Origin of the sequence: Thermicanus aegyptius DSM 12793 (assembly GCF_000510645.1) — a bacterium.
GTDB classification, from domain to species: Bacteria; Bacillota; Bacilli; order Thermicanales; family Thermicanaceae; genus Thermicanus; species Thermicanus aegyptius.
The window spans coordinates 948,071-973,286 of the sequence record NZ_KI783301.1; the positions used below are offsets into that span (position 1 = coordinate 948,071).

The 25,216-nt window shown below is 48.4% G+C and carries 25 protein-coding genes; 24 read left to right on the forward strand and 1 reads right to left on the reverse strand.

The features are described from left to right. Positions 1-19: 19 nt before the first annotated feature. The 6 genes from THEAE_RS0105055 (at position 20) to THEAE_RS0105080 (ending at position 6,483) form a co-directional block, all read left to right on the forward strand. Positions 20-1,510, forward strand: coding sequence for a tetratricopeptide repeat protein (locus THEAE_RS0105055; protein WP_028986723.1), 1,491 nt, complete (start codon positions 20-22; stop codon positions 1,508-1,510). Between the two features lie 188 nt (positions 1,511-1,698). Beyond that, entirely contained in the window at positions 1,699-2,352 is a 654-nt protein-coding gene (locus THEAE_RS0105060; protein WP_028986724.1) for a redox-sensing transcriptional repressor Rex, read from the forward strand. 130 nt (positions 2,353-2,482) lie between these two features. Next, positions 2,483-3,304 carry a non-homologous end joining protein Ku gene (ku, locus tag THEAE_RS0105065; RefSeq protein WP_028986725.1) on the forward strand — a complete coding sequence of 274 codons (822 nt, stop codon included), beginning with the start codon at positions 2,483-2,485 and terminating at the stop codon, positions 3,302-3,304. After that, on the forward strand, positions 3,301-4,224 hold the full coding sequence (locus THEAE_RS0105070; protein WP_028986726.1) for an ATP-dependent DNA ligase: 924 nt from the start codon (positions 3,301-3,303) through the stop codon (positions 4,222-4,224). The genes ku and THEAE_RS0105070 overlap by 4 nt, the downstream gene beginning before the upstream one ends. Continuing rightward, positions 4,221-5,132 (forward strand): non-homologous end-joining DNA ligase, encoded by a 912-nt coding sequence (gene ligD / locus THEAE_RS0105075; RefSeq protein WP_028986727.1) that lies wholly within the window; start codon positions 4,221-4,223, stop codon positions 5,130-5,132. Before THEAE_RS0105070 ends, ligD begins: the two co-directional genes overlap by 4 nt. Before the next feature lie 52 nt (positions 5,133-5,184). Further along, entirely contained in the window at positions 5,185-6,483 is a 1,299-nt protein-coding gene (locus THEAE_RS0105080) for an amidohydrolase (protein ID WP_052330196.1), read from the forward strand. A 64-nt stretch (positions 6,484-6,547) separates the two neighbouring features. Here THEAE_RS0105080 and THEAE_RS22860 read toward each other — a convergent pair whose 3' ends face one another. Next, positions 6,548-6,724 carry a hypothetical protein gene (locus tag THEAE_RS22860; RefSeq protein WP_156920546.1) on the reverse strand — a complete coding sequence of 59 codons (177 nt, stop codon included), beginning with the start codon at positions 6,722-6,724 and terminating at the stop codon, positions 6,548-6,550. Positions 6,725-6,836: 112 nt separating this feature from the next. Between THEAE_RS22860 and THEAE_RS0105090 the strand changes: the two genes are divergently transcribed. The 18 genes from THEAE_RS0105090 (at position 6,837) to pepF (ending at position 25,198) form a co-directional block, all read left to right on the forward strand. Beyond that, positions 6,837-7,316, forward strand: coding sequence for a hypothetical protein (locus THEAE_RS0105090; protein ID WP_028986729.1), 480 nt, complete (start codon positions 6,837-6,839; stop codon positions 7,314-7,316). Between the two features lie 95 nt (positions 7,317-7,411). Next, positions 7,412-8,302, forward strand: a complete 891-nt coding sequence (locus THEAE_RS0105095; RefSeq protein WP_028986730.1) for a 3-hydroxyacyl-CoA dehydrogenase family protein — start codon at positions 7,412-7,414, stop codon at positions 8,300-8,302. Positions 8,303-8,307: 5 nt separating this feature from the next. Beyond that, on the forward strand, positions 8,308-9,561 hold the full coding sequence (locus THEAE_RS19995) for an acetate/propionate family kinase (protein WP_052330199.1): 1,254 nt from the start codon (positions 8,308-8,310) through the stop codon (positions 9,559-9,561). Further along, the gene (locus tag THEAE_RS0105105; protein ID WP_039944802.1) at positions 9,539-10,720 is read left to right on the forward strand and encodes a pyridoxal phosphate-dependent aminotransferase; all 1,182 of its coding nucleotides are present in this window, start codon (positions 9,539-9,541) and stop codon (positions 10,718-10,720) included. The genes THEAE_RS19995 and THEAE_RS0105105 overlap by 23 nt, the downstream gene beginning before the upstream one ends. A gap of 160 nt (positions 10,721-10,880) precedes the next feature. Continuing rightward, positions 10,881-12,200 carry an asparagine--tRNA ligase gene (asnS, locus tag THEAE_RS0105110; RefSeq protein WP_052329758.1) on the forward strand — a complete coding sequence of 440 codons (1,320 nt, stop codon included), beginning with the start codon at positions 10,881-10,883 and terminating at the stop codon, positions 12,198-12,200. A gap of 141 nt (positions 12,201-12,341) precedes the next feature. After that, positions 12,342-12,869 (forward strand): PepSY domain-containing protein, encoded by a 528-nt coding sequence (locus THEAE_RS20000; RefSeq protein WP_052329760.1) that lies wholly within the window; start codon positions 12,342-12,344, stop codon positions 12,867-12,869. A gap of 130 nt (positions 12,870-12,999) precedes the next feature. Next, on the forward strand, positions 13,000-13,692 hold the full coding sequence (locus THEAE_RS0105120; protein ID WP_028986732.1) for a response regulator transcription factor: 693 nt from the start codon (positions 13,000-13,002) through the stop codon (positions 13,690-13,692). A 5-nt stretch (positions 13,693-13,697) separates the two neighbouring features. Further along, positions 13,698-15,158 (forward strand): HAMP domain-containing sensor histidine kinase, encoded by a 1,461-nt coding sequence (locus THEAE_RS20005; protein WP_156920547.1) that lies wholly within the window; start codon positions 13,698-13,700, stop codon positions 15,156-15,158. A 166-nt stretch (positions 15,159-15,324) separates the two neighbouring features. Then, on the forward strand, positions 15,325-16,053 hold the full coding sequence (locus THEAE_RS20010) for a DnaD domain-containing protein (protein WP_005587519.1): 729 nt from the start codon (positions 15,325-15,327) through the stop codon (positions 16,051-16,053). A gap of 212 nt (positions 16,054-16,265) precedes the next feature. Next, the gene (locus THEAE_RS0105140; RefSeq protein WP_005587520.1) at positions 16,266-16,859 is read left to right on the forward strand and encodes a hypothetical protein; all 594 of its coding nucleotides are present in this window, start codon (positions 16,266-16,268) and stop codon (positions 16,857-16,859) included. A gap of 362 nt (positions 16,860-17,221) precedes the next feature. Further along, positions 17,222-17,386, forward strand: a complete 165-nt coding sequence (locus THEAE_RS22865; protein ID WP_156920548.1) for a hypothetical protein — start codon at positions 17,222-17,224, stop codon at positions 17,384-17,386. Then, a complete protein-coding gene (locus tag THEAE_RS0105150; protein WP_028986733.1) occupies positions 17,387-17,803 on the forward strand; it encodes a hypothetical protein in 417 nt (138 codons plus the stop codon). Positions 17,804-18,139: 336 nt separating this feature from the next. After that, positions 18,140-18,379, forward strand: a complete 240-nt coding sequence (locus THEAE_RS22870) for a hypothetical protein (RefSeq protein WP_156920549.1) — start codon at positions 18,140-18,142, stop codon at positions 18,377-18,379. Next, positions 18,358-20,757: an ABC transporter permease gene (locus THEAE_RS0105155; protein ID WP_028986734.1), complete on the forward strand. Its 2,400-nt coding sequence runs from the start codon at positions 18,358-18,360 to the stop codon at positions 20,755-20,757. The genes THEAE_RS22870 and THEAE_RS0105155 overlap by 22 nt, the downstream gene beginning before the upstream one ends. A 32-nt stretch (positions 20,758-20,789) precedes the next feature. Continuing rightward, a complete protein-coding gene (locus tag THEAE_RS0105160; RefSeq protein WP_028986735.1) occupies positions 20,790-21,467 on the forward strand; it encodes an ABC transporter ATP-binding protein in 678 nt (225 codons plus the stop codon). A 537-nt stretch (positions 21,468-22,004) separates the two neighbouring features. Further along, the gene (gene speD / locus THEAE_RS0105170; RefSeq protein WP_028986737.1) at positions 22,005-22,403 is read left to right on the forward strand and encodes an adenosylmethionine decarboxylase; all 399 of its coding nucleotides are present in this window, start codon (positions 22,005-22,007) and stop codon (positions 22,401-22,403) included. A 134-nt stretch (positions 22,404-22,537) separates the two neighbouring features. Continuing rightward, on the forward strand, positions 22,538-23,317 hold the full coding sequence (locus tag THEAE_RS20015; RefSeq protein ID WP_052329764.1) for a thymidine kinase: 780 nt from the start codon (positions 22,538-22,540) through the stop codon (positions 23,315-23,317). Positions 23,318-23,383: 66 nt separating this feature from the next. Beyond that, positions 23,384-25,198 carry an oligoendopeptidase F gene (gene pepF / locus THEAE_RS0105185; RefSeq protein WP_028986738.1) on the forward strand — a complete coding sequence of 605 codons (1,815 nt, stop codon included), beginning with the start codon at positions 23,384-23,386 and terminating at the stop codon, positions 25,196-25,198. Positions 25,199-25,216: the final 18 nt, after the last annotated feature.

Sequence of the window (25,216 nt, forward strand, 5' to 3'; positions counted from 1 at the left end):
GAAAAAGGGGAGGATTTAGATGCTGGTAAAGAACCTTTTCCAAGTCTTAAACGAAGCGGTGGACGATATCGCAGTCCACCTTCCCCCATCTCCGCAGGAGGAGAAGGAATGGGCGGAAAAAGTGAAGGCGTTACGAAAGATGAGCGATGAGATTTTGGAAGGATGGATCCAATTTGAAGAACATTTTGATGAGAAGATCCGTCCTTTTTTCATGGAATGGTTGGGCCCTTCTCCCTTTGAGGGGATGGAGAACTCTCAGAAGAAGGGAGAGACCATGGAACATGATGGGGAAGCATCCATCCTGGGAAAGAAGTTAGAAAGTGAGAAGCTATCTTCAGACCATAAAGAAGATTTTAAACGGGCCCGGGGTTACTTCGAATTGGGAATGTACCCGGAAAGCTACCGAATCCTTGAATCCCTCGTAAAGGAAGAACCGAATCATCCTCTCCTCAGGCTTTATTTCGCTTATTCCGCCTTATACTCGGGAGAGAAAGGAGAGGCAAAGCGCCAATTCTCACTCTTAGAGCAAACGGCAACGGATGAGAAGATTCGTGTGCTTTGCTTTAATGCATTGGGTATTCTCGCATATAATGAAGGGGATTTCCAAGGGGCGGAAAAGCGCTTTACGCAGGCGTTATCCCTCCAAGAAGATTTTCAGGCAGCTAGGTATAATCTGGGGGTCACTTTCTTTTCCCAGGAAAGATATGTCGAAGCGATTTCCCAATGGGAAGATTATATCTCTCGGCGAGGCACGTTAGATATGGAACTTGCCATCCATTTAACCAGCGCCTTTCTCCGCTTGGGCCGGTTCAGAAAGGCCTTGCAGGTCTGGGAGGTGGGAGGTTTTCAGGATAAAAAAGGCTTGCTTCTTCTCTTGGGGCAGTTCTTTGAACGCCTTGAGCATTTCACCGAGTCGGCGGCTTGTTACCGGGAGATTTTAAAAACAAACCCGGAAGAGGTCGAGGCCTTGCACGGTCTAGGATGGACCTTATGGCTTTCTACCGGGGAGGTAAATGAGGCGGTTCCAATCTTGAAGAAGGCTTTATCGCTTACCGGAGATCATTTAAACATCGGTTTTTCCCTGGCCTGGATCTATCTCCATCATGGGGAGTGGGAGGAGGCGGAAAAGGTGGTGGAAACGCTCCTGCGTCGTGATCCGGATGCCGCACTACCCCTTGCCTTATCCACTTTGCTCTCCTCCCTGAAGGGAAGCTGGCAGGAGGCGGAAGCCTATGCCAATCGCCTCCGGCAAACGGCGGGAGACCGAAACCGGGCTTTGGGTGAATTCGTTTATGGCCGGATTTTATTATCCCAGCATCATCTCGAAGAGGCGATTGCCGCTTTCCAACGTTCGATTCGAAAAAATCCTTATTTGAGAGAAAGCTTCGTTCTTCAGGGGTTAAGCTTCTACTTAAACGGGCAGTTTGACAAAGCAGAAGAGGTTTGGCGGAGAATTCTGAAAAACAATGCAAAATCCACACCCCTTTACCAACTCCCTTCTAAAGGATAGAATAAAAGTAGTGTAAAATGGCGAAGATACTGTACCCCCTATAGAACCCACATTTTCCGATGAAGATAAACCCTTTTATCATCGGTGGGGAATCTCTCGAGGAAAGAATGCGGTTACAATGGGGGAAAATCCTTTCAAGGGAGGACGTTGAAAGAACGTATTCATGAAATGAGAAGGGAGAGAGGAGAATGAGTAAAATCGTGGACCAAAAGATCTCCGATGCGGTGGTTAAACGCTTACCCCTATATCTGCGTTACCTCACCTATTTGCAAAAAATGGGGATTAAAACGGTCTCCTCTCACCAATTGGCGAAGGAGTTGGGTTTAAATCCAGCTCAAATCCGAAAGGACCTGGCCTATTTTGGAGAGTTTGGCCGCAAAGGGATTGGGTATGATATTTCTTATCTCATCAAGAAAATCCGTCAAATCCTCCATTTGGATCAGATTATCCACGTGGCGTTGGTCGGAGCAGGAAATTTGGGGCATGCGCTGAGCAATTATAATGCCTTTAAACAAGACAATATGAAGATTATTGCCATTTTTGACCATTCCCCGGATAAGGTGGGGAAGAAGATTAATGATATCTGTGTCCGAGATATTTCGGAGCTGCCGAAGGTTGTAGAGGAGCTGGACATTAAAGTAGGCATCATTACGGTGCCTGATTATGCGGCCCAAGAGGTGGCCGATAAAATGGTGGAGGCGGGCATCGAGGCGATTCTCAATTTCGCTCCTGTAATCATCCATACGCCCAGTTATGTCCGGGTTCATCATACGGATCTCACCACGGAACTGCATAGCCTTGCTTTTTATCTTCGCCAAGATGAGTTGGTGGGAAAGTCCTAACCTTCGGTCATAAGATACGGCATTCCGAAAGATCGGATACATTGCGAAGTTAATATTTCCTTTAAGGAGAGGCATTTCCAGGTATGGAAATGCCTTTTTTGTCGGAAGGTAAGAGTGAGGAGGTTTTCACATGCATACGATGTGGAAAGGTGCCATCAGTTTCGGATTGGTCCATATACCTGTAAAGATGCATGCGGCTACCGAGGATAAGTCGCCCAAGTTTCGTTATCTCCATAAGCTCTGTAATACCCCGATCCAATATGTGAAGCGCTGTCCTTTCTGTGGGGTCGATGTAGAATGGGAGGAGATTATCCGGGGGTATGAATATGAAGAGGGAAGATTTATGATTTTGGATGAAGAGGAGTTGGAGGAATTAAAGGGAGAACGTTCCCGTACCATCGAAATTACCGATTTTGTGGATCTAAAGGAGATCGATCCGATTTACTTTCATCACTCTTATTACCTGTCCCCGCAAGAGGGGGGTGGTAAAGCGTATAAGCTTCTGCATCAGGCGATGGAGGTAAGTGGAAGGATCGCTGTGGCGAAAGTGAGCCTTCGCTCGAAGGAGAATTTGGCCGCGCTGCGCGCCTACGGAAAGGTTCTCGTTTTGGAAACCCTCTTTTTTCCCGATGAGATTCGGGATGTAAATCAGGTTCCGGTGGAGACGGAGGCGGTGAAGGTGGAGGAACGGGAGATCTCCATGGCCACCCAGTTGATTGATCAATTAACCGCTCCATTTGAGCCGGAAAAATATAAAGACCCTTTCCGGCAGGCCCTGGAGGAACATATAAAAGAGAAAGTGCCGGTAGAGGGGCCGGAGAGGCCGGATCAGACAGCCAACATCATTGATCTAATGGAGGCGCTCAAAAAAAGCCTGGAGGTTACCTCCCCTTCGAAGGGAAGGGGAAAAAGCAAGGGAAGAAGAAAAAAGGTAAGCGGAGGCGAAACATGAGACTAGAGCCCATCGTTCCTTTCGAACCGGTGCTTGTAAAGGAGATTCCGGTGGGGAGGGAGTATATCGCTCAAATCAAATGGGATGGGGTTCGGATCCTTACCTATTTTGACGGGAAAGGGGTCCGACTCTTTAACCGGAAGAAAAACGAGCGAACGGCCCATTATCCGGAGCTTACCGCGGTAGATGCGTATTCTGAGGCCGATTCCTTTGTTCTGGATGGAGAAGTGATCGCCTTGTCCAAGGAAGGGAAGCCTTCTTTCCATCAGGTGATGAAGCGGGATGGATTAAGATCTCCCGTTAAGATCGAGAGAAGAAAAAACGAGATCCCCATCTTCTATATGGTCTTTGATCTCCTCTATCTCAACGGAAAATGGCTTTTTAGCACCCCTTTTTTCCGAAGGGAGGAGCTTCTTCATCGGACGATCCGAGGGAACAGAACGGTTCATCTGGTGGAATCGTTTCCCTCCCCTGCCCGATTGAAACAAGTGGTGGAAGAACAAGGCTTGGAAGGGATTGTAGTAAAGGAAAAGAGAAGCCTCTATCTTCCCGGAGGAAAAGATCGACGTTGGCAAAAATGGAAGAAAATACAATTTATTACCGCAATCATTGGGGGGATGGTTGAAAAAGGGGGGGAGCTTCGTTCTCTTCTCCTTGGCTTGCCCGAGGAAGGAGGGCTTTCTTACATCGGCCATGTGGGAACCGGTTCGTTGAACGAAAAGGAGAGGAGAAAGATGTTGGAACTTCTCCGCCCCCTTTTAACCGATGAAAATCCCTTTGGAAAGAGGGGAGAGGTGCCCAAGTCTTATAGTTGGCTTATACCCATCATCAACGTGAAGGTTCGTTTTTTGGAATGGACGGAAAAAGGAACGTTGCGCCAACCTGTTCTCGAAGAGATCTTAGGGGAGGGGGAAGGATGAACGAAAAATTCCTCATCGACGGAAGAATTCTTTCATTAAGTCACCTGGATAAGCCGTTTTGGCCAAGGATGGGAGTGACAAAGAAGGATTTGATGCACTATTACCTGGAGATCTCCCCTTTCCTCCTCCCCCATCTTAAAGACCGACTCATTACCGTCATCCGCTTTCCCGACGGGGTGGAAGGGAAATTCTTCTATCAGAAGAATAAGCCCCGGTATGCCCCCGAGTGGATTCCCACCTTTTCCTTTCAGGGAACGGATTATATGCTGGTACAGGAGAGGGCAACCCTCATCTATTTGGCAAACCAAGGAGCCTTGGAGATCCATGTCTCTTTTCACAAGGTGCCGGGGGAAGAACCCACGTCTTTGGTTTTCGACTTGGATCCCAGCGTAGAGGGATTTGAGATGGTGAGGGAAGCCGCCTTGCTTATTAAAGAAGAATTAGATCTCCTCCGCCTTCCCTCTCTTGTGAAGACATCCGGGGCGACAGGATTACAGATCTACATTCCCTTAAAAAAAGGGCATACCTTCCCTGAGACGCGGCGGTTTTCCTCCTTCTTCGCCCGCTATATGACGGAGAAAAACCCCTCCCTCTTTACGATTGAGCGAAAGGTGGACCTCCGCGAGGGAAAGATCTATTTCGATTATCTTCAGCATTGGCGAGGAAAAAGTCTCATCGCCCCCTACAGTACCCGGGCCAGGAGCCTTCCATATGTGTCCACTCCCCTTCGCTGGGAAGAGGTACCCCGTGTTCAACCCGAAGATTTCACCCTTTTCCAAGTTCTTGAAAGGGTGCAGAAGGTGGGGGATCTCTTTTCTCCTTTACTCCAGGGGAGGGGAAGTGATCTCGCCCCCTTTCTGAAGGAGATCGCCCGGGTCAAAAAAAAGCCCAGGTTGACCGTCCCCTAAAGATTTGTTTTAATGGAGGAAAAGCTTGCGGGAAAGGAATGTGAAGCAAGATATGCGTACCGTTTTATATAATGCCCGAATCATCCCCGGTCCAGGTTTCGATGGGGCGATTCAACATGGCTATGTGATCGTGGAGGGGGAGAACATCGTCCGGATCGGGGAGGGGGATCCGGATGGGGAATCGGAGGAGACAAGAATCAATTTGCGGGGGAGGATCGTTCTTCCGGGTTTCATCAATACCCATAATCATACTCCGATGATTTTATTGCGAGGGATAGGAGATGATCTCCCGCTTCAGGAATGGCTGGAGAAGAAGATGTGGCCGCTGGAAGCGAAATACACCTCGGAGATCGCCTATTGGGGTTCGCTCCTCGCCCAAGTGGAAATGATCAAATCAGGAACCACCACCTTCGCCGATATGTACGACAACATGGATCGAGTGGCGGAAGGAGTGGTGGAAAGCGGATTACGGGCGGTTTTAAGTCGTGGGATCATCGGTTTATGCTCCCGGGAAGAACAAAAAAGAAAATTGGCTGAAGGGGTTCGCTTTGCCGATGAGTGGAACCAAACGGCAAATGGCCGGATTCGTACCATGATCTCCCCCCATTCGGCCTATACCTGTCCGGAAGGATTTTTAAGGGAAATCGTCGAGAAGGCAAGAGAGATGAACCTGCCCATTCATACTCATCTTTCGGAAACAAAAAAAGAGGTGGAAGATCTTAAAAAACAGACCGGTAAGGGGACGGTTTATTATTTAGACGAACTGGGACTCTTTGACGGTCCATCACTGGTTGCCCACGCGGTCCATTTGGAGGATGGAGAAATTTCCCTCCTTGCAGAAAAAAATGTAAAAATATCCCATAATCTAATCAGTAATTTAAAATTGGGAAGCGGCATTATGCCTCTGAAAAAAATGAAAAATCACCGGCTCACCATATCTCTAGGAACGGACAGTGCCGCCAGCAACAATAGCTTAGACCTTTTTGAGGAGATGAGGGGTGTTGCCCTCCTGCACAAGGGGGTGGAAGAGGATCCCACGCTGGTCACTGCGGAGGAGGCTTTCGGAATGGCCACGATGGAAGGGGCGAAAGCCCTCTTTTGGGAGGAGGAGATCGGCAGTTTGGCCCCGGGGAAAAAGGCGGATCTTATCGTTGTAAACATCAACCAGTCCCATTTTACCCCGAGCCGCCATTTCTTATCCCATCTGGTCTACGCGGCAAGAGGAGGAGATGTACTCCACATGATGGTGAATGGGCGTTGGCTCATGTGGAACCGTGAGATCCTGACCATGGATGAGGAGAGAATCCTTTATGAGGCGGAAAGAGCGTTTGACAAGCTCCTGGCTATGTAAAATGCCTGCCGGATCACGGCAGGGTGAGCAAGTTTAGAGGTTGTAGGCCGGAGATTTAAAGGGGTTAAATTCGTTCTTGGTGAAACCAATGGCTGAGATGAACCTCTTGTAAGGAGAGGGGAGGCTCCACAGGCCGATAGGGGGAAGAGAGCATCACCCAGTCGGGATGCCGATTGTGCAGAAACTGTTGCAGCTTATCCTCGTAGTTGTGATCATGGGGGCTGGCGAGAGGAGACCTCACTTGTTTCGGTTTCAGATCCCCGCACCTCCTCTTTTGTGGGAGTACCGTTATTATTTCCGCTGTGGGTTGCCCTATGAGTAACAGTGATACCCATGGGAAAGGAGTGAAAGTCTTGCGAATATGGATTGGAATGGTCGGGTTTCTCCTACTTCTTCTCCTCTTGTTCACCGTAACACAATGGATCCAATCGGTGGTCTACACCGGGGAAACCGTTCCCGAATCCCTCCTTCAGGCAGGGCTAGCCGCCTCCCCCCTGGTAAAGATCACAGGAACGGATCATTATTATGGGACGGAGCCCCTCGTCCTTCTCTATGGGATCGACCGGGGAGGAAAAGAGATGGTCGTATTTATGGACGAGAAAGGGAAGATGCTTCATTATGACTGGCTGGAGAAGAGCTTCTCCCGGGATAAGATCGATCAGTGGATAAAGGAACGATATCCCGAAAGCAGAAAGATCCATATTGTTCCCGGCTTAGAAAACGGCATCTATTTATGGGAGGCACTTTATCAAACCAAGGAAGGAAAGTATTTATATGTATATTTTCGCTTTAGAGAGGGTACCTTCCTTCGGTCCATCGCTTTAGCTCCTTAATCCGGTAGAGTAAAAAGGTGCAGACGAAATTGATCTTTTGTAGTATGATAAAAAGGATTGGAATTGAAACGTGAGAGAGAAAAGGGGGGATACCCTTGGTTATTCAAAAAGTAGGAGTGGTCGGAGCAGGAACCATGGGGAGCGGGATTGCAGAGACGCTTGCCGAACATGAATTTGATGTGATTTTGATCGATAAGACCACGAAAGCAATCAATCGGGCGATGCAGTGGATTGAAAAATCCCAAGAGAAAAAATTAGAAAAGTGGGCGATTACGGAAGCGGAGAAGAAGATGATTCTAGCCCACATCCATACCACCTTGGATCTTAGTCTTTTGGCTGAGGTCGATATGGTCATCGAGTCGGTGGATGAGGATTTGGAACTAAAGAAGGAGATCTTTAAGAAGTTGGATCTTCTCTGTGGACCGGAGGTTATCCTCGCCAGTAACACTTCTACCCTAAGCCTGACCGAACTTGCTGCGGGCACTTTACGGCCGGAACGGATCATCGGCCTTCACTTTCTACATCCAGTGGCGAAGATTAACCTGGTGGAGATCATCCGGGGACTTCGGACCTCCGATGAGACCGTGGCGAGAGCCAAAGAGTTTGTGGATCGCATTCAAAAAGTGGGAATTCAGGTGTATGAATCCCCAGGGTATGTGACCACCCGCCTCATCCTTACCTTGATCAATGAAGCCGTCAATACCCTGATGGAGGGAGTCGCCAGTGCAGAAGAGATTGACGTGGCGATGAAAATTGGCTATGACTTCTCCAGGGGTCCTTTGGAGATGGCAGACCGTTTTGGGCTAGATTCGGTTCTCGCCGCCATGGAACGGCTCTTTCGGGAGTTTGGCGATCCCAAATTCCGTCCATCGCCGCTTCTGAGAAAGTTGGTTCGAGCCGGTCAGTTGGGCGTTAAAACGGGAGAAGGCTTCTTCCGTTATACCGAAACCGGAGAACGGATCTCGAAACCCCTTGAGGAAGGATGATGAGGATGAAAGTGTTGGTCATCAATTCCGGCAGCTCTTCGTTAAAGTATCAGCTTTTTGACATGGAGAAGGAAATGGTTCTGGCAAAAGGCTTGGTGGAACGGATAGGCATGGAGACGGCTATTTTCTCCCATCAGCCATATTTCGGGGAAAAGGTGACGAAGGTAGGCCAGATCTTGGAACATAAAGAGGCGATCCGGAAAGTGCTGGCATACCTTACCGACGAGAAGGTGGGCGTGATCAGCAATGTGGAGGAAATCTCCGCGGTTGGACACCGGGTAGTACATGGGGGTGAAGCGTTCTCCGACGCCGCTTATCTTGATCCTGAAGTGATCCGCATCATCGAAAAAAACATCGAATTGGCTCCCCTCCATAATCCGGCCCACCTAAAGGGAATCTATGCGTTTCGTGAGTTGCTGGGCGGGGATTTTCCAATGGTTGCTGTATTTGATACCGCTTTCCATCAGACGATGCCGGAAGAAAGCTTCATGTATGCTTTACCGATGGTTCTTTATAAGCGGCATAAGATTCGAAGGTACGGGTTTCATGGAACCTCCCATAAATTTGTAAGCCAGCGTCTTTCCGAGATCCTAGGCGAGTCCCTCGAGGGAAAGAAAGTGGTCTCCTGCCATATTGGAAATGGCGCCAGCATAACCGCTATCAAGGATGGCAAATCCTATGATACCAGCATGGGGATGACTCCCTTGGAGGGATTGGTGATGGGAACTCGAAGCGGAGATATCGACCCGGCGGTGGTTCCCTTCGTTATGGCCAAAGAAGATTTAACCATCGGTGAGGTAAACTCCATGTTGAACAAACATAGCGGTCTATTAGGAATCTCCGGTTTAAGCTCCGATATGCGGGAGATTACCGCCGCCATGTTTGAAGGGCATCCAGGAGCTACCCTTGCTTTTAATCTATATATTCAACGGATTAAAAAATATATCGGGGCCTATGCCGCCGAGATGAACGGCATCGATGCCATCATATTTACAGGTGGCGTGGGAGAAAATTCGGAACTGGTAAGGAAAAGAGTGCTGGACGGTTTAACCTTTTTAGGGGTAGAATTAGATGATGCCTTAAACGAAGCGTCCAGTCCGAAAGAGCGGCGGATTACCACCGAGCGGTCCAAGGTGGCGGCTTATGTTATTCCCACCAATGAGGAATTGATGATCGCCCGGGAAACCCTCCGCGTAGTGACGGAACGAAGGAAAGGAGAAAGAAAGAGTGACGAACATGCAAGTCAAGTTAGCCGATAGGGTCTTAACCCTTTCTCCCTCTCCCACTTTAGCGATTACTGCCAAAGCAAAGCAGCTGAAAGCAGAAGGGCATGATGTCATCAGCCTGGGAGCCGGGGAACCTGATTTTAACACCCCTGCCCATATTATCGAGGCGGCTTATGAGGCGATGAAGGAGGGCAAAACAAAGTATACCCCCTCCGGAGGCATTCCGGAGTTAAAAAAGGCGATTCAAAAAAAATTGGCAAAGGATCAAGGGTTGGAGTATGGACTAAATGAAATTCATGTAGCCGCAGGGGCGAAACATGCGCTTTACAATTTTTTTCAGGTCGTGGTAAATCCCGGCGATGAAGTTCTCATTCCCGTTCCTTACTGGGTTAGCTATCCGGAACAGGTGAAGCTGGCAGGGGGTGTTCCCGTCTATATTGAAGGAAAGGAAGAGAATGGGTTTAAAGTGACTGCGGACCAGGTAAAGGAGGCCATTACCGAGCGGACCAAGGCGATCATCATCAATTCGCCTTCCAATCCCACGGGCGCCGTCTATACGAGGGAGGAGTTGGAAGGGATCGGACGAGTGGCCATCGAACATCACCTCTGGATCGTATCCGATGAAATTTATGAGAAGCTGATTTATGAAGGGGAACATGTAAGCATCGCCTCGTTGGGTCCGGAGTTTAAAGAACATACCATTCTGTTTAACGGGGTCTCCAAACCCTATTCTATGACGGGTTGGCGGATCGGGTATGCGGCCGGGAATAAAGAGGTGCTGAAGGCCATGACCGACCTCTCCAGCCAGAGCGTCTCCAACCCGACCAGCATTAGCCAGTATGCCTCCATCGCCGCCCTGGAAGGAGACCAAACGCCGCTTCTTGAAATGAAGGCCGCATTTAAGGAGCGGCGGGACCGGCTGATTCCCCTCTTACGCCAGATTCCAGGCTTTCGCTGTGATGTACCTCACGGAGCTTTTTACATCTATCTGAATGTGGCCGAAGCGATGAAGAAGGCCGGCTTTACGGATGCAGATGCCTGGTCGGAGGCACTTCTGGAGAAGGAGAAGGTGGCTGTGGTCTCGGGGACCGGCTTCGGAACGAAGAACCATATCCGCATCTCTTATGCCACTTCGATGGCTGACCTGGAAGAAGCGGCCCGCAGGATGTACCGCTTTGTTACCGGAGGTTAAGCCGCCTCCTGAAGGAAATGCGCTTGGGGATGAAGACGGAATTCTGAATAGATCTCCGACGGACGAAGGTTTCATGGACAGGTAAAGAAAGGAGAGATCCCCTCGCTCGTCACATAGGGAACGTCTGATTGACGTTCTTTTTTTTGCTGGGGTATAATGAATGGGACATCTAGTATTGGAGGGGCGAACTGTGAACGCAACCATAGGAACCATTTCCCATTATGAGGGTCAAGAGGTCCGTTTGGGCGCCTGGTTATATAACAAACGATCGAGCGGTAAGATCCAATTTTTACAACTAAGGGACGGCACAGGCTTTATCCAAGGCGTCTTGGTGAAAAACGAGGTTTCGCCGGAGGTATGGGAGGCCGCCCAGACATTAACGCAAGAAAGTTCGCTATACATAACCGGAACCGTACGGAAAGAGGAGAGGGCTCCGAGCGGATATGAACTTTCGGTGCGCGATCTGGAAGTGATTCAGATCGCGGAAGAATATCCCATCGCCCTCAAGGAACACGGGACCGAATTCCTCATGGATCACCGCCATCTTTGGATCCGTACCCCGCGGCAGCGGGCAATCTTAAGGATTCGCGATGAGGTGATCCGTGCCACCTATGATTTCTTCCATGAACGGGGGTTCGTCAAGGTAGATCCGCCCATCCTCACCCCCACCACCGCCGAAGGGACAACCAACCTTTTCCAAACCCAGTATTTTGATGAAGTGGCTTACCTTTCCCAAAGCGGTCAACTTTATATGGAAGCGGCCGCGATGGCGCTGGGACGAGTCTATTCCTTCGGCCCCACCTTCCGGGCGGAAAAATCGAAGACGAGAAAGCATCTGATTGAATTTTGGATGATTGAGCCGGAGATGGCCTTTGTGGAGCATGAAGAGAGTATGAAAATACAGGAGGAATACGTTTCCTATCTGGTGGAGCGAGTCCTCGCCCGCTGTTCCTTGGAGCTTAAAACGTTGGAGCGGGATGTGAAGAAGTTGGAAGCGATTAAGCCTCCGTTTCCGAGGGTTACCTATGACGAGGCGATGAAGCGACTGAAAGAGAAGGGATTCGAGATCACCTGGGGGGAAGATTTCGGCGCACCCCATGAGGTGGCCTTGGCGGAGGATCATGATCGGCCCATCTTCATCACCCACTGGCCGGTCGAGACGAAGGCGTTCTACATGAAACCGGACCCGACGCGGCCGGAGGTGGTCCTCTGCGCCGATCTGATCGCACCGGAGGGCTACGGGGAGATCATCGGAGGAAGCCAGAGGATCGATGACCCTGCCCTTTTGGAGGAGCGCTTTAGGGAACATCACCTCTCTCCAGAAAGCTACAAGTGGTACCTCGATCTTCGCCGTTACGGAAGCGTTCCTCACTCCGGTTTCGGATTAGGTCTGGAGCGGACGGTCGCCTGGATCGCCGGCGTCGAGCATGTGCGGGAGACCATCCCGTTCCCCCGTCTCTTGAATCGGCTTTATCCTTGAGATTCTCCCTTTTCTCATCCGATTCTCATCTTCTTTTAAAAAAAGAATAAGCAGGGGTTCAAGTTCATTTCATCTTTCCTTCTTATAATGTGGAGTGTAAGGGAGAAACCTTACATACACCATTTGAGGGAGGAATGAAAGATGAGAAAGAAATGGATTGCCCTTGCCCTGGGAGCCGCCCTGGTTGGTGGCGGGGTGGCCGCATCTCTGTATTCCGGAACCAATGCCTTTGCCGCCGGCGCCAATTCCAACGGAGCGGCTTCTCCTGCCACGCAAAGCCTAGTCCAACAGAAGGAGGAGGCGGAGAAATCCACACCTCAACAGGAAGCGAATGAGGCGGCTAGCCTGGTCAAAGAGGTGACCGTATCCCAGGATCAGGCGGTGCAGTCCGCGTTGGCCAAAGTACCCGGGACCGTCGTAAAGAGCCAATTAGATGATGAGAATGGGCTTGTGGTTTACAGCATTGAAGTAAAAAAGCAGGATGGAACTTCCGTTGACGTGAAGGTGGACGGAAAGACGGGACAGGTTGTGAAGACTGAGTCCGACGAGGGCAACGAAAAAGGAGTCGAAAAGGGAGAAGGGCAAGAGGGCGCCGAAACCGGCACGGCAGATCATGATCAGGTTCAGCATGAAGAACAAGGTGAACACCAAGGAGATAACGGGCAATAACCTTTCGCCCTACAAGCGATAGGGAGCATTGACAAAAGATTCCCTCCTGCAGTTGTAGGAGGGTTTTTTTCTACATAGAGATTCGTTACACTAAACACAGGAAGCCTGATAGAGATGAGAGGGAGATCCGATGGAACCAAAGCGTGTCCTCATCATTGAAGATGAAAAGAATGTCTCCAGATTTATCCAGCTTGAATTGCAGCATGAAGGATATGAGCCGGAGGTTGTCCACGATGGAAGAACAGGATTGGAACGAGCGATGGAAGAGGAGTGGGATCTTATCCTTCTTGATTTGATGTTGCCTGGATTAAACGGTTTGGAGATCTGCCGCCGCATTCGCGCGGTCAAATATACTCCGATCATCATGCTGACGGCGAGGGATGGGGTGATGGACCGGGTTGCCGGGCTGGAGAGCGGCGCTGATGATTACATCCCTAAGCCTTTTGCCATTGAGGAATTGCTGGCACGCATGAGAGCCCTCTTTCGTCGGGTGGAGGAGCTTCGTAAGGGAAACGAAGAGGAAAAAAGAATACTTACCTTTCGGGATTTGATCATCGATCTGGACGGAGTGAGGGTAACCCGGAATGGAGAGGAGATTGAACTCACCAAGCGGGAATATGATCTGCTTGTTTATCTTGTGGAAAATCGGGGGCGTGTCATCTCCAGAGAACAGCTGTTAAATGAGGTCTGGGGATATGAAGCCTTTATCGAAACCAATGTGGTGGATGTATACATTCGGTATCTCCGGAATAAGTTAGATCTTCCCCAGGAGGAGAGCTATATTCAGACCATTCGGGGGAAGGGATACGTGATGCGAAATTGAAAAGGATGAAACGGTTCTTTCAATCCCTCCCCATTCGTTGGCAAATGACCTTTTGGGCTTTTTTGCTCCTTTTTTCGCTCTTCATATTTTATAACTTCGTACAGTTTTATTTGCTTCAACGCTGGTTTTATCAGTTGGAGAGGGATGCCGCCAATGCAAAAGGGGAAGAGATCTTGTTTTTTCTCTCCCAACAAGGGGTAAAAGAACCATCCGATCTTCAGCGGATCCGACCCCTTTTATACCGTTTCTTGGACGAGAACCAGACCGTAAAGATCATGAACCGTAAGGGAGAGATCCTTTTAACGTTACAGGAGAATGAGAATCAGATGAACGAGGGGGCTCAAATGAATCAAGAATCCTCCTTTTTCGATCTGTTCGATTGGTTAAGGGGAAAGGAAGAGGGGCTGGATTTCTGGAATGGGGAGACTCATTTTTTGTCCATCCGCAGGAAGATCTCTCTCGGAAACGTCCAGGGAGTAGTAGAGATCATCAACCGGATGGACCGATATGATCAGTTCATGAAACAATTTTTCCTCCTTATGTTGGGGGGGACGGGGATCGCCTCTCTTCTCAGCCTGTTAGGGGGGGCTTGGTTGGCCCGTAAGCTCCTTACCCCCATCCGTTCCTTGTCGGATGCGATGCAGCGGATCGGAAGAGGGGGATTTCACGAACGTGTTCCCGTGAAGGAGAATCACGATGAACTTTCCCGCCTCTCTATCGCCTTTAACCAGATGATGGACCGGGTGGAGGAATCTTTTCTAAAACAAAAGCAGTTTGTGGAAGATGCTTCCCATGAGCTGCGCACCCCGTTGGCTGCGATTGAGGGCCATCTCTCCCTTTTGGAGAGATGGGGAAAGGAAGAACCGGAGGTGCTGAATGAGTCGTTGAAAGCTTCCCTTTTCGAGACCAAACGTTTAAAGAGATTGGTGAATGAGCTTTTGGAAGTAAGCCGTGCGGAAAGGGAGGGAGAGGAGGAATATTGGACGGATCCGCTCCCGATTTTGCAGCAAATCGAACGGAATTTCCGCTCTCTTTATCCTGAGGTGACACTTCATACGGATTTGAAGGTGGAAGGAATCTGCCTTCCGGTAAGAGGCGAGCACCTCGAACAGATTCTCTACATTTTTTTGGAGAATGCGGTGAAATATTCGGAGGATGAGAAGGAGGTATCATTAACCGCTTCCCTTGAAGGGGATCGATGCCTCATTTCGGTGTCGGACCGTGGCATTGGGATTGCAAAGGAAGATCTCCCTTATATCTTTGATCGATTTTACCGTGCCGATAAAGCACGCAGCAGCGCCAAAGGGGGATATGGGTTAGGATTGGCCATCGCGAAACGCCTGGTGGAGAGAAGCGGAGGGAGCATTAAAGTGAACAGCCAACTATCCAAGGGGACCCGGATCGAAGTGGGCTGGAGATTTGAAAGGCAAAAAGGCAATCATTGCACATCTCCCCCGGGGAAATAAAATGGGAGATTCTGAGAAACCGAATGAGATCGGCTTTTTTCCAAGAGCCGGATGGGAATTAGTCTTTAAGAACATCGATATGGGGGAGGGGAAGTGTGGCGAATCTTCTCTTTCCCCTCTCTTTCTATTCAGGGTATAATGGAGAGGTGAGAGGTGAAAAACGAGGATGGACGTATGGATCGACTGGCTTTTGGACGGCACCGTCTCCCTCCCGAAGATCTTTTTCAGGTATGCGAAGCGGATGGGACTGAACGACACCCAGTTCTTAATTTTGCTCCACATCATCGTTTTTGAGAAAGAGGGCAATTCTTTCCCCACATTTAAAGAACTGGAGGAGCGCATGGATTTACCTGCCCTTCAGGTTCAGAAAGAGGTCTTCCAGTTAATGAAGGAAGGGTTTTTAAGTCTGGAGCAAGGGGTTGACCCTCTGGGCAAGGTGAATGAACGGTATAACCTAAGACCCCTCTTTCAGAAGTTGCTTCGGACGTGGGAGGAGGAGCAAAAGCGGACGAAAGAGAACCTTTCTCCCGCAAATGGAATTGATCTGTTCAGTCGTTTTGAACAAGCTTTTGGTCGCCCCATCTCTCCGATGGAAGCGGATCTCATGAGCCAATGGCTGGACAAGGATCATTATTCCCACGAATTGATCATCGCCGCGTTGGAAGAGGCGACCCTCCTCGGCATCGCCAATATGAAGTATATTGACCGTATCCTCTTCGAATGGACGAGACAAGGAATAAAGAACCGTGAGGAAGCCCGGGAATATGCGCTCCGCTTCCGGGAGAAGCAGTATGAACGGCTCCAAGGTGAGAAAAGGCAGAGGCAAGGGGCGGAGAGTTCCTCCCCCGAGATTCGCTTTCCCCAATTTAATTGGCTCAATACACCTTCCAACTAATTTTTCTAGAAAAAAGGCGTTCCCCCCATGTTTTTTTTCCGTAAGTATTGTATAATAATAAAAAATGGAAAGACGAATAAAGTGGGTGATGATCTTCTTTCGCGATGAATGGATGTTCATCCCGTATTGGAGTGTACCGTAGCATTTTTGTTTGAAAGAGAGCGTAAGCGAAAATCCTCGGGCAATCTAATGAAAAGAATTGAGGAGATATGATGCTTAAGCGGATAGCCACCGAATACAAGCGTGTAAGTCTGTGGCTAGAAGAAGAAGAATTGCAGGAATTGGTAGAACTGCTGCATGGAGAAGAGATCCGTTTACATGAGCAGGTTCTGGAGAATGGCGATTTGGAATTTATGTTGTGCCGGGGAGCGGATGAGATCCGCCTGGTATTGGAGAAGAAAGAGGGGAAATACCATCTCTCTTCTTCCTGTGTTGTCCGGGATCGTACGCTAACCGATGTCATGCGAAAAGTGATGGCCCATTTTAAGGGGGAAGCATTGGTCTACCGTCTTTATCCTACGTTTAAGGTCGAGTATCAATATGAACGGGGGCAAGTCCTTGCCATTCGGGAGATTGCCGACGGAACCGAGAAGTTGATCTTTGAAAATCGGGATTTCTCCTTTATCTTAGAGAGAATCATGGAAAATAAAGCGGTTGAGCAGGAAATTGCAGAGATACGAGGTCGGGTAGATCACCTTTTGGATGAAAGGAACCGGGTAAATCCTCTTCAGGAATCGGATCAGATCGTTGCGATCGATAACCAACTCTCGCTTTCCTCCAAACGCCTATTCGAGCTGGAGGCATAAATTTTTGGCGGCATAAAGAAAAACCGGGATGATCCCCGGTTTTTTTGTTAACTTCATAACAATAGATACAATTCGCATGCTGCTTTTTTCTGATTCATGCGCTGTGGTTTGCCTATTTTTTGCAATTTCTTGTCGATTAGGCCAGAATTCCTAGTTTTGGGTTCGGTTAAAATCGGTTTTTAAGAAAAATTCTTTTTTCTTAAAATCTATTGACATATCCATTACTGCACAATTATGATGAAATTACATGGCTTTTAAAATTACATTAAAAAGAGGGGGATTGGGAAGTTCAGATGGTCATGGCAGTGCCAATCTTTTGGTAGAGAGTTGATTCCTATATGAAGAGCAGAGGCTGTAATCATATGAAGAAGAATGTTATCCTCCTTGCATCGCTGATGATCTTCGTATTTACCGGATGCGAAGCCGATCAGGGGAAAATCCAAACCAATCCAGTTCAACAAAGGGATCAAGCACCCGTATTATCGTATCAAGCCTTCCGTCAATTGTTCGATGATATGGGGAGCTAATTGGTCATTCCTAACGCAGAAAAAGTTGAAAAGTCGGATGCGACCAATTTGGTAGCTATTGATCGAAGTTTTTCCTTCGGCACAAGGTCGATTCTTACATTGAACGGAGACCAAACCGATCAAGAGACACAGGAGAGGATCGCTTATAAAGACGTTGACACAGGGACCATTATACTGATAGACCTCATTTACTTAAAATCGTATTTGGGAAATGATATGGTTTTCTGGCCTACTCAAGCACTTGAGATTTATGAAAAGGAACCCGTTCTAAAAAATTATGACGAAGCGATGGTCTCTTATCATAATGTGTTGGTGAAAGTATCGTTGATTTCTAAAGATAAACCTGTGGAGTTTCAAAAAAAGTATAACACCTTGAAAGCGGTCATTTCCTATCTGGACACCTATCCTTTGAAATGAATAAATCACTTTGAGATCTTAATGCGTATTGATATTACTGTGCTTTTATTGAATAGTGATAATAGCCAACATATTAATCAGGAAATATTAAAGAATTACCTGAGAACATATCTTATGTCAATGAGCCATATCTTTTTAAACTCTGCAATATATATAAAACACCTACGGCGGTTCTTGTAAATATGAATGGTAAAATTGAACATATAAATACTGTAAAGGATATTAGACATTTGAAATTCTTGTTATCTGATTATTGAAATTCTTGTTATCTGATTTAGGAGTGATCAACAAATGTCCTGAGCATTCTCAGGCTTTGTAAGTGAGGGAGAAGATCAGATGATCCGGATGGTTTGGCGGTCATGGTGGAGAAAGAAGGAGCGTTTCATTCTATTACTCGTAGGAGCCCTCATTATCAGTTCCGGTTTAAGTTACATGGTGGGACTGTCGGAGACCAATCGGGGAACCATTCTTGAAACCTGCAAAAGCGGTGGAAATCTTCTTACGATATCGTCGTCCGTCCCCCAGGGACACGAAGCACCACCGAGAATGAGAAATTGCTGGAACCCAATTATTTAAGCGGAATAACCGGTGGCATCAGCCTTTCGCAATATCAAAAAATCAAAGACATCCCGGACATAGAGGTGGCCGCTCCCATCGCGGTTATCGGGTATGCCCCTGTAAGCGTCAATCTCGGAAATCTCTATCAGAACCGTATCATAGACCGTAGGGAGCATGGAGTATATCGGTTCATCTCTTCTTTCATTTCCAATCCTCTGGATCGAAATCGGGTTGAACTGAAGAGTACATCCTATTTTACCAATGGTTGGTTTGGCGAACATAGTTCCTATTTCGATCCGGAGAACGCTACACAGTATGGCGTAGGGTCTTTTTCGGGAGATCTTGGCAGCTTCAATTTTGTCTTGCTTGTGGGGATTGACCCGGTTCAGGAAGCGCGGCTTGTCGGCTTAGATCAAGCCACCCTCTCCACGGGAAAAAGCCGCTATTTTAATGAACAAGATCGAAGCCAAAAAAAAGAATTTCAATTGGGTGACCAGACCGTTACTGAGATCAAAATCCCCGTACTGCTCAGCAATCAGGCGTTCATTGAAAAAACCTACCAATATACCGTTGAGAAGTTGGATCTCCCATTTGATACACTTGAGGCAGCGAGAAAGACGATGGAACAGATTAAGACAAAGGGTGGGAAAAAGTATCTGGATACGATTAAAACCGTTGATCAACAAACGGTTTCGTACAATGCGGACCAGGTACATGAGGCTTTCTTGCGAAATCTGACGGGGGTTGATCCGAAAACGGGACAGGAAACCAAATTTGCCCAGAATAATTCTTTGACGTTGGTGAATTTAAAGGCAACACCCCTCAACTACGATGCCATCCCCAGTCCATTTCCCGATCGGTGGTCATTAGCCTTTCAAGTGACCCCGCCAAAGATCTCCGAAAAGGAGAAGGTATTGTACGATCAGGTATTCCGGGAAATGAAGGTCTACCCTGAGGAACCAAGGTTGGACCTGCAATGGATTGGCCTTTATGATCCGGAAAAACTTCAAATTTCAAAGGATCCCTTAACCCAGCTACCGATGGAAACCTATCGTTCGGCTTATGCCCAATTGGTATTGGACGCTGAGGGAAAACCCGTAAATCCTCCGGAATGGGTGAAACCGGTCGATGATCCGTTGGGGCTATTGACTGGTCCGCCGACCCTGTTAACCACGTTAGACGCGGCGGGTCTGATCATGGGGGAAGAACCGATTTCCTCGATCCGCATTAAGGTAAAAGGGGTGGATAGCCTCAACGAGGAAAGCCAAAGGAAACTGGAACGGGTGGCGCGGGACATCGAGGGAAAAACGGGGCTAATTACCGATATTACTTTAGGTTCTTCTCCGCAACCCACCTTGGTTTTTGTGCCGAAAAACGGGAATACTCCTGCGTTGGGGTGGATGGAGCAATTATGGGTGAGGATCGGAGCGGCGATCGCGATCTTCCATGAGACAAAATTGGGGTTTTCCGGTATTATAGCCGTCGTATTGCTGGTCGCGATTCTTTATGTGCTGGCGACTCACCTCGTTTCGGTTTTGGCGCGTAGAAAGGAGTTGGCCGTCCTGCTTGCTGTGGGCTGGCGGCCGACCCAACTCTTTAAGATGGTTTTCATGGAATCGGTCCTGTTAGGTTCTTTCGTCGCTTTGATCTCGTGGGCCATTGTAGGTTTATCGATTCTTCAGAGTGGCACATCCATCTCATGGCTCCGCTTCTTCCTCGTCGGTTTCCTCGGTTTCCTTGTCTATCTCTTCGGTGCCGTCTGGGGCGTCATTCTCATTGCGAAGATCTCCCCTTATGAAGCCATACGATCAGGAGAGATGAGGCCGCATGCCCGGAGGATTGTCCGAGCGCACCATCTTATGGGGATGGCCTTCAATCATCTTTGGGAGCGGTTTACCCGCAGCCTGTTATCCATTTTATCCATGGCGATCCCCACCACATTGCTGGTCTTCTTTCTCTTTGTCACCGCCCATTTGCAAGGCATTCTCTACACGACCTGGTTGGGGCAGTATATCGCCGTGGAAATCGGTCCCGCTCACTATATCGCCATGTTTTTTGCCTTGATCATCTCCGTGATGACCACCGCCGAGATCATGTGGCAGAACGTTTCCGAACGAAAACCGGAGATTGCCCTCCTTAAAGCGATCGGATGGCGTGATAGCTCCATACGAATCCTCGTTTTAATGGAAGGGGGATTGATCGGGTTGGTTGCGGGCGTAATCGGGGTTGGGCTCGGACTGCTGTTCATCGGCTGGATGTATCGCCAATTCCCTTGGGAAAACTTCTTGTTGCTGCTCTCCACAGGCTTGGTTCCGTTGGTGGTTGGATTCATCGGTTCGTTCTTTCCTGCGGAAATCGCGGTAAAGAACGATCCTTCGCAAGGTATGCGCGCTTAAAAAAATGAGGAGAGACGAGGAGGGGAATCCCATTGACGAATCTCGTGAAAGTGGAAAATTTGGAGAAAACCTATTCGGGGGATGGAGTGTCCACACGGGCACTCTCCTACGTAAACGTTACATTTCGCAAAGGAGAATTTACCGCGATCATTGGCCCGTCCGGTTCGGGGAAATCTACGTTGCTCAGCTTGATCGGCACTTTGGACCAACCTTCTTCCGGAACCATCTATTTCGACGATCTGGAAGTATCGAGGCTAAGAGGAAAAAAATTGGCCGATTTCCGCTTTGAAACTATCGGATTTGTGTTTCAGCAGTTTCACCTGCTTCCCACCTTAACGGCCATCGAAAACGTGATGGCGCCCCTGATAGGCCGGAGCGTTTCATTTAAGAAAAGAGAGCGGGCAGAAGAGTTGCTGGAGTTGGTTGGCTTATCTCATAAGCATCGTGCCTTGCCCTCACAGCTCTCCGGCGGGGAACAGCAAAGGGTGGCGGTCGCCCGCGCCTTGGTAAATCATCCCGAATGGTTGCTGGCCGATGAACCGACGGGGAATCTGGATACGAAAAACGGGGAAATCATCTTTAACCTGCTGTGTCGATTAAGAGAGGAACAAGGGTGTGGCATCATTTTTGTCACCCATGATTCTAAACTTGCCTCTCGCGCCGATCGAATTGTTGAGATGAGAGATGGCCAAATCATAGAGGAGCGATGAAAGATGCGATTTGATTACTTAAAAAGATCAATAATATTTCTTTGGAAATACGGTAAAAAGTGAGTAACAAAAAGTGAGTAACATTGATCTTCGTTTTGAGAATTATTGATGGTCTCCTTCCGATTGGTTTATTATGGGTTACGAAAGAAATAATAGATAACGTGACACTCATTATTAAGGATGGTGCGTCATACGATTTAACTTTAATTTGGTTGCTGATCTTTCAGTTTATTTTAACTGTTATTATGTCATTAACTAGGAATGCCCAAGAGATTATAAATTCAAAGTTAGAGATATCTATTGAGTATGAAAAAAAGCGGAGTATCCTCGTTAAAGATGAAATCCTGTGACTTGTTTACCAACATTTTTCCCCTCGCCTATTGCAATCCAGGAGTAAACATGGTACATTAATCATCGTTAGAATTAAATAGGAACCAGGATTCACTCAATGGTTGGGGAACTGGCTTATACCCCTGTAGTGAATGACGCAGGTCCTAGCGATTCATCATTATTTTGCTAGGAAGGGGGAACCGAAAGATGGAGTATTCTACTTTCGGCAGGCATGTTGCCATTGACACTTGGGGAGTTGATTACACCCTCTTAAACGATGCGGAATGGCTGAAACACCAACTGGTCGAAGCTGCAGAAATGGCAGGGGCTACCGTTCTGGGAGTGCAAGAGAGACAATTTGAACCACAGGGTGCGACGGTTCTCGTCCTGCTTTCTGAAAGCCACATTTCGATTCACACCTATCCGGAGAAGGGGTTTGCGGCGTTGGATTGCTATACCTGTGGCGAAACTGTAGATCCCCAAGTGGCGATTGATTACCTCGTATCAGTCCTCAAACCGGAGAAGGTCTATGGGAAAAAAATAATTCGGGGTGCAGGGGAGATGGAAGTCACGGAAGCGGTCAAGGAACTTGCACCTGTACGATGAGCAAAGAAGAGTGAAGGAAACAGGGACCCTTGGTGAAGGGGTCCTTTTCATTTATTCCTTTTTCTTCGATGGGATTCCTCCTCTTTCGACCTTTGTGGTAAAATAAAGCGGACAAGAGAGGGATGAGGAAAATTATGGCGAACAACCTCTATAGACAGTTTGAAAAGGCAACGACAAAAATTCCGTATCAGTTTTATAACCGCCGTCCCGGCATCGATTATGGATGGCTGGAAGTGGTGACGGGCAATATGTTTAGCGGTAAAAGCGAGCACCTCATCATGAGTTACTATGATATCCTGCAGGCGGATCAGTTCTATGTCCGTTCCGCGCAGCGAGAGGGGATGGAGGTTGCTTATCGCCGTGTGAAAGCCTATAAACATGCCGCCGATACCCGCTATGGAGAAGAGGATAAAATTGTTGCCCATAGCGGGCTATCCATGACCTGTCAAGCGGTACATAGTGTGAAAGAGCTGGTGGAAAGCATCGAGGGAGAAGGCATTCATGTGGCCTTGGTGGATGAGGTACAATTCTTCCAGGAGAGGGATGACAAAGGGAGTTTTGAGATCGTAAAGGCTGCGCTTGCCCTCCTCAGGGAGAAGCGCTTCCTACTCTTTGCCGGTTTGGACAAGGACTTTCGGGGCATGCCCTTTGGTCCCATGGGAGAACTCCTTGCCATCGCCGATGCGAAGCCCTACTATGTGAGCACCTGTGCCGTCTGCGGGGCGCCGGCCACCCTGCCCCAGCGGCTGATCAATAATCGTCCGGCTCGCTTTGACGATCCGGTGGTGATGGTGGGCGCTTCCGAAACCTATGAGCCCCGTTGCCGCAGTTGCCACGAAATCGACATGGGTGAGGAAAAATCGGATGCCCGTGAAGGGCGAAGGAAAGGAAAGGAGCCAAAGTTTCGGTTATAGAAGGTTTTTTCCCTTCCTTTGTAGAAGTCATTGAAATATAGCTTTCTGAAGGAGGACAGGAAAAAGGTGGAGCGTGCAAAGCGGAAGAGACTTCCGAAACGGGAGGAATTGGAGGAAAAATATACGTGGGATTTAACCAGGATTTTTCCCAGTATCGAGGCGTGGGAGGATGCATTTAAGGAAGTGAAGGCTTCCTTGCCGGAGGTGGAGAAATTTAAAGGGAGACTGGGGGAAAGCGCCGGGAATCTCTTGGCGGCACTCCGGTTTCAAGATGAGATTTCGAACAAGATGGGGAAGGTTTATACCTATGCCCATCTGAAACATGATGAGGATACGGGAAATTCGACGTTTCAGGATTTGTACGATCGGGCGGTCAGTCTCGATATTGAATTGATGAGCGCCTTTTCCTTCCTCATTCCTGAGATTTTGGCGATTCCCGGTGAGCGGCTGGAAGAATTTTTACAAGCGGAAGAGGAACTTCGGCTTTATCGTCATTATCTGGATGATTTGAGCCGCCGTCGCACCCATACCCTCTCCCCGAACGAAGAATATATTCTGGCTCAGGTGAAGGAATTGGCCAACTCCCCGAGCAACATCTTTTCTATGCTGAACAATGCGGACCTCACCTTTCCCATGATTCATGATGAGGAAGGAGAAGAGGTGGAGTTGACAAAAGGACGTTATATCCAGTTTTTGCAATCGAAGGATCGTCGTGTTCGCGAGGAGGCGTTTAAAACCCTTTATGAAACCTATGGAAAATTTAAGAATACGTGGGCGGCAGCCATCCAAGGGGAGGTGAAGAAGAATATCTTCTTTGCCCGGGTTCGTAAGTTCCCCTCCGCTTTGGAGGCTTCCCTCCATCGAGACCATGTCCCCAAAGAGGTGTATGAGAACCTCATCGAGACGGTTCATCGAAATCTGGATCAGATGTACCGCTATGTGGCTCTTCGTAAGAAGTTTTTAGGTGTTGAAGAACTCCATATGTATGATCTTTATGTTCCGATGGTGAAAGAGGTGGAGATGCGCTATTCCTTTGATGAGGCCGTCGATACGGTTCTAAAGGGATTAGCGCCCCTCGGAGAGGAATATCTTCACCTCTTGCAAGAAGGAATCAAGTCCCGCTGGATCGATGTTTATGAGAATCAGGGCAAGCGCGCCGGCGCCTATTCGTCGGGAACGTACGGAACCCCTCCTTATATTCTCTTAAATTACCAGGACGATCTGGAAAGTCTCTTTACCTTATCCCATGAATTGGGCCATTCGATGCATTCCTACTACTCCAGGAAATACCAGCCTTATATTTATGCCCGCTATTCCATCTTTGTGGCGGAGGTAGCCTCTACCTTAAATGAGGCGCTGATGAATCATTATCTTCTCCAGCGGACGAAGAACAAGCGGGAGAGGATGTACCTGATTAACCACCATCTGGAGGACTTCAGGACGACGGTTTTTCGTCAGACCATGTTCGCTGAATTTGAGAAGTGGATCCATGAGCAGGTAGAACGGGGAGAAGCCTTAAATCAGGAGAAGCTTTCCCGGTATTATTATGATTTGAATCGGAAATATTTCGGCGACGACATCGTGGTGGATCGGGAGATCGCCTATGAATGGACGAGAATCCCTCACTTTTACTATAATTTTTATGTTTATAAGTATGCGACGGGCTTCTCTGCGGCGACCACCCTCTCCCAGATGATTCTGCAAGAGGGAAAACCTGCCGTTGACCGCTATATCCAATTTCTCAAAATGGGAGGATCCGATTATCCGTTAAACGAGCTGAAAGAAGCGGGGGTCGACATGACGTCCCCCGAACCGATACAGAAAGCCCTGGATCTTTTTAAAAACCTGCTGGACCAATTGGAACAGCTCCTGGAGGAGTAGAATGGTTAAGCAACCCCC

Coding starts and splice junctions, on each gene's coding strand:
- THEAE_RS0105055 (WP_028986723.1), top strand. CDS start 20: ATGCTGGTAAAGAACCTTTTCCAAGTCTTAAACGAAGCGGTGGACGAT.
- THEAE_RS0105060 (WP_028986724.1), top strand. CDS start 1,699: ATGAGTAAAATCGTGGACCAAAAGATCTCCGATGCGGTGGTTAAACGC.
- ku (WP_028986725.1), top strand. CDS start 2,483: ATGCATACGATGTGGAAAGGTGCCATCAGTTTCGGATTGGTCCATATA.
- THEAE_RS0105070 (WP_028986726.1), top strand. CDS start 3,301: ATGAGACTAGAGCCCATCGTTCCTTTCGAACCGGTGCTTGTAAAGGAG.
- ligD (WP_028986727.1), top strand. CDS start 4,221: ATGAACGAAAAATTCCTCATCGACGGAAGAATTCTTTCATTAAGTCAC.
- THEAE_RS0105080 (WP_052330196.1), top strand. CDS start 5,185: ATGCGTACCGTTTTATATAATGCCCGAATCATCCCCGGTCCAGGTTTC.
- THEAE_RS19995 (WP_052330199.1), top strand. CDS start 8,308: ATGAAAGTGTTGGTCATCAATTCCGGCAGCTCTTCGTTAAAGTATCAG.
- THEAE_RS0105105 (WP_039944802.1), top strand. CDS start 9,539: ATGCAAGTCAAGTTAGCCGATAGGGTCTTAACCCTTTCTCCCTCTCCC.
- asnS (WP_052329758.1), top strand. CDS start 10,881: ATGGGACATCTAGTATTGGAGGGGCGAACTGTGAACGCAACCATAGGA.
- THEAE_RS20000 (WP_052329760.1), top strand. CDS start 12,342: ATGAGAAAGAAATGGATTGCCCTTGCCCTGGGAGCCGCCCTGGTTGGT.
- THEAE_RS0105120 (WP_028986732.1), top strand. CDS start 13,000: ATGGAACCAAAGCGTGTCCTCATCATTGAAGATGAAAAGAATGTCTCC.
- THEAE_RS20005 (WP_156920547.1), top strand. CDS start 13,698: ATGAAACGGTTCTTTCAATCCCTCCCCATTCGTTGGCAAATGACCTTT.
- THEAE_RS20010 (WP_005587519.1), top strand. CDS start 15,325: ATGGACGTATGGATCGACTGGCTTTTGGACGGCACCGTCTCCCTCCCG.
- THEAE_RS0105140 (WP_005587520.1), top strand. CDS start 16,266: ATGCTTAAGCGGATAGCCACCGAATACAAGCGTGTAAGTCTGTGGCTA.
- THEAE_RS22865 (WP_156920548.1), top strand. CDS start 17,222: ATGAAGAAGAATGTTATCCTCCTTGCATCGCTGATGATCTTCGTATTT.
- THEAE_RS22870 (WP_156920549.1), top strand. CDS start 18,140: ATGATCCGGATGGTTTGGCGGTCATGGTGGAGAAAGAAGGAGCGTTTC.
- speD (WP_028986737.1), top strand. CDS start 22,005: ATGGAGTATTCTACTTTCGGCAGGCATGTTGCCATTGACACTTGGGGA.
- THEAE_RS20015 (WP_052329764.1), top strand. CDS start 22,538: ATGGCGAACAACCTCTATAGACAGTTTGAAAAGGCAACGACAAAAATT.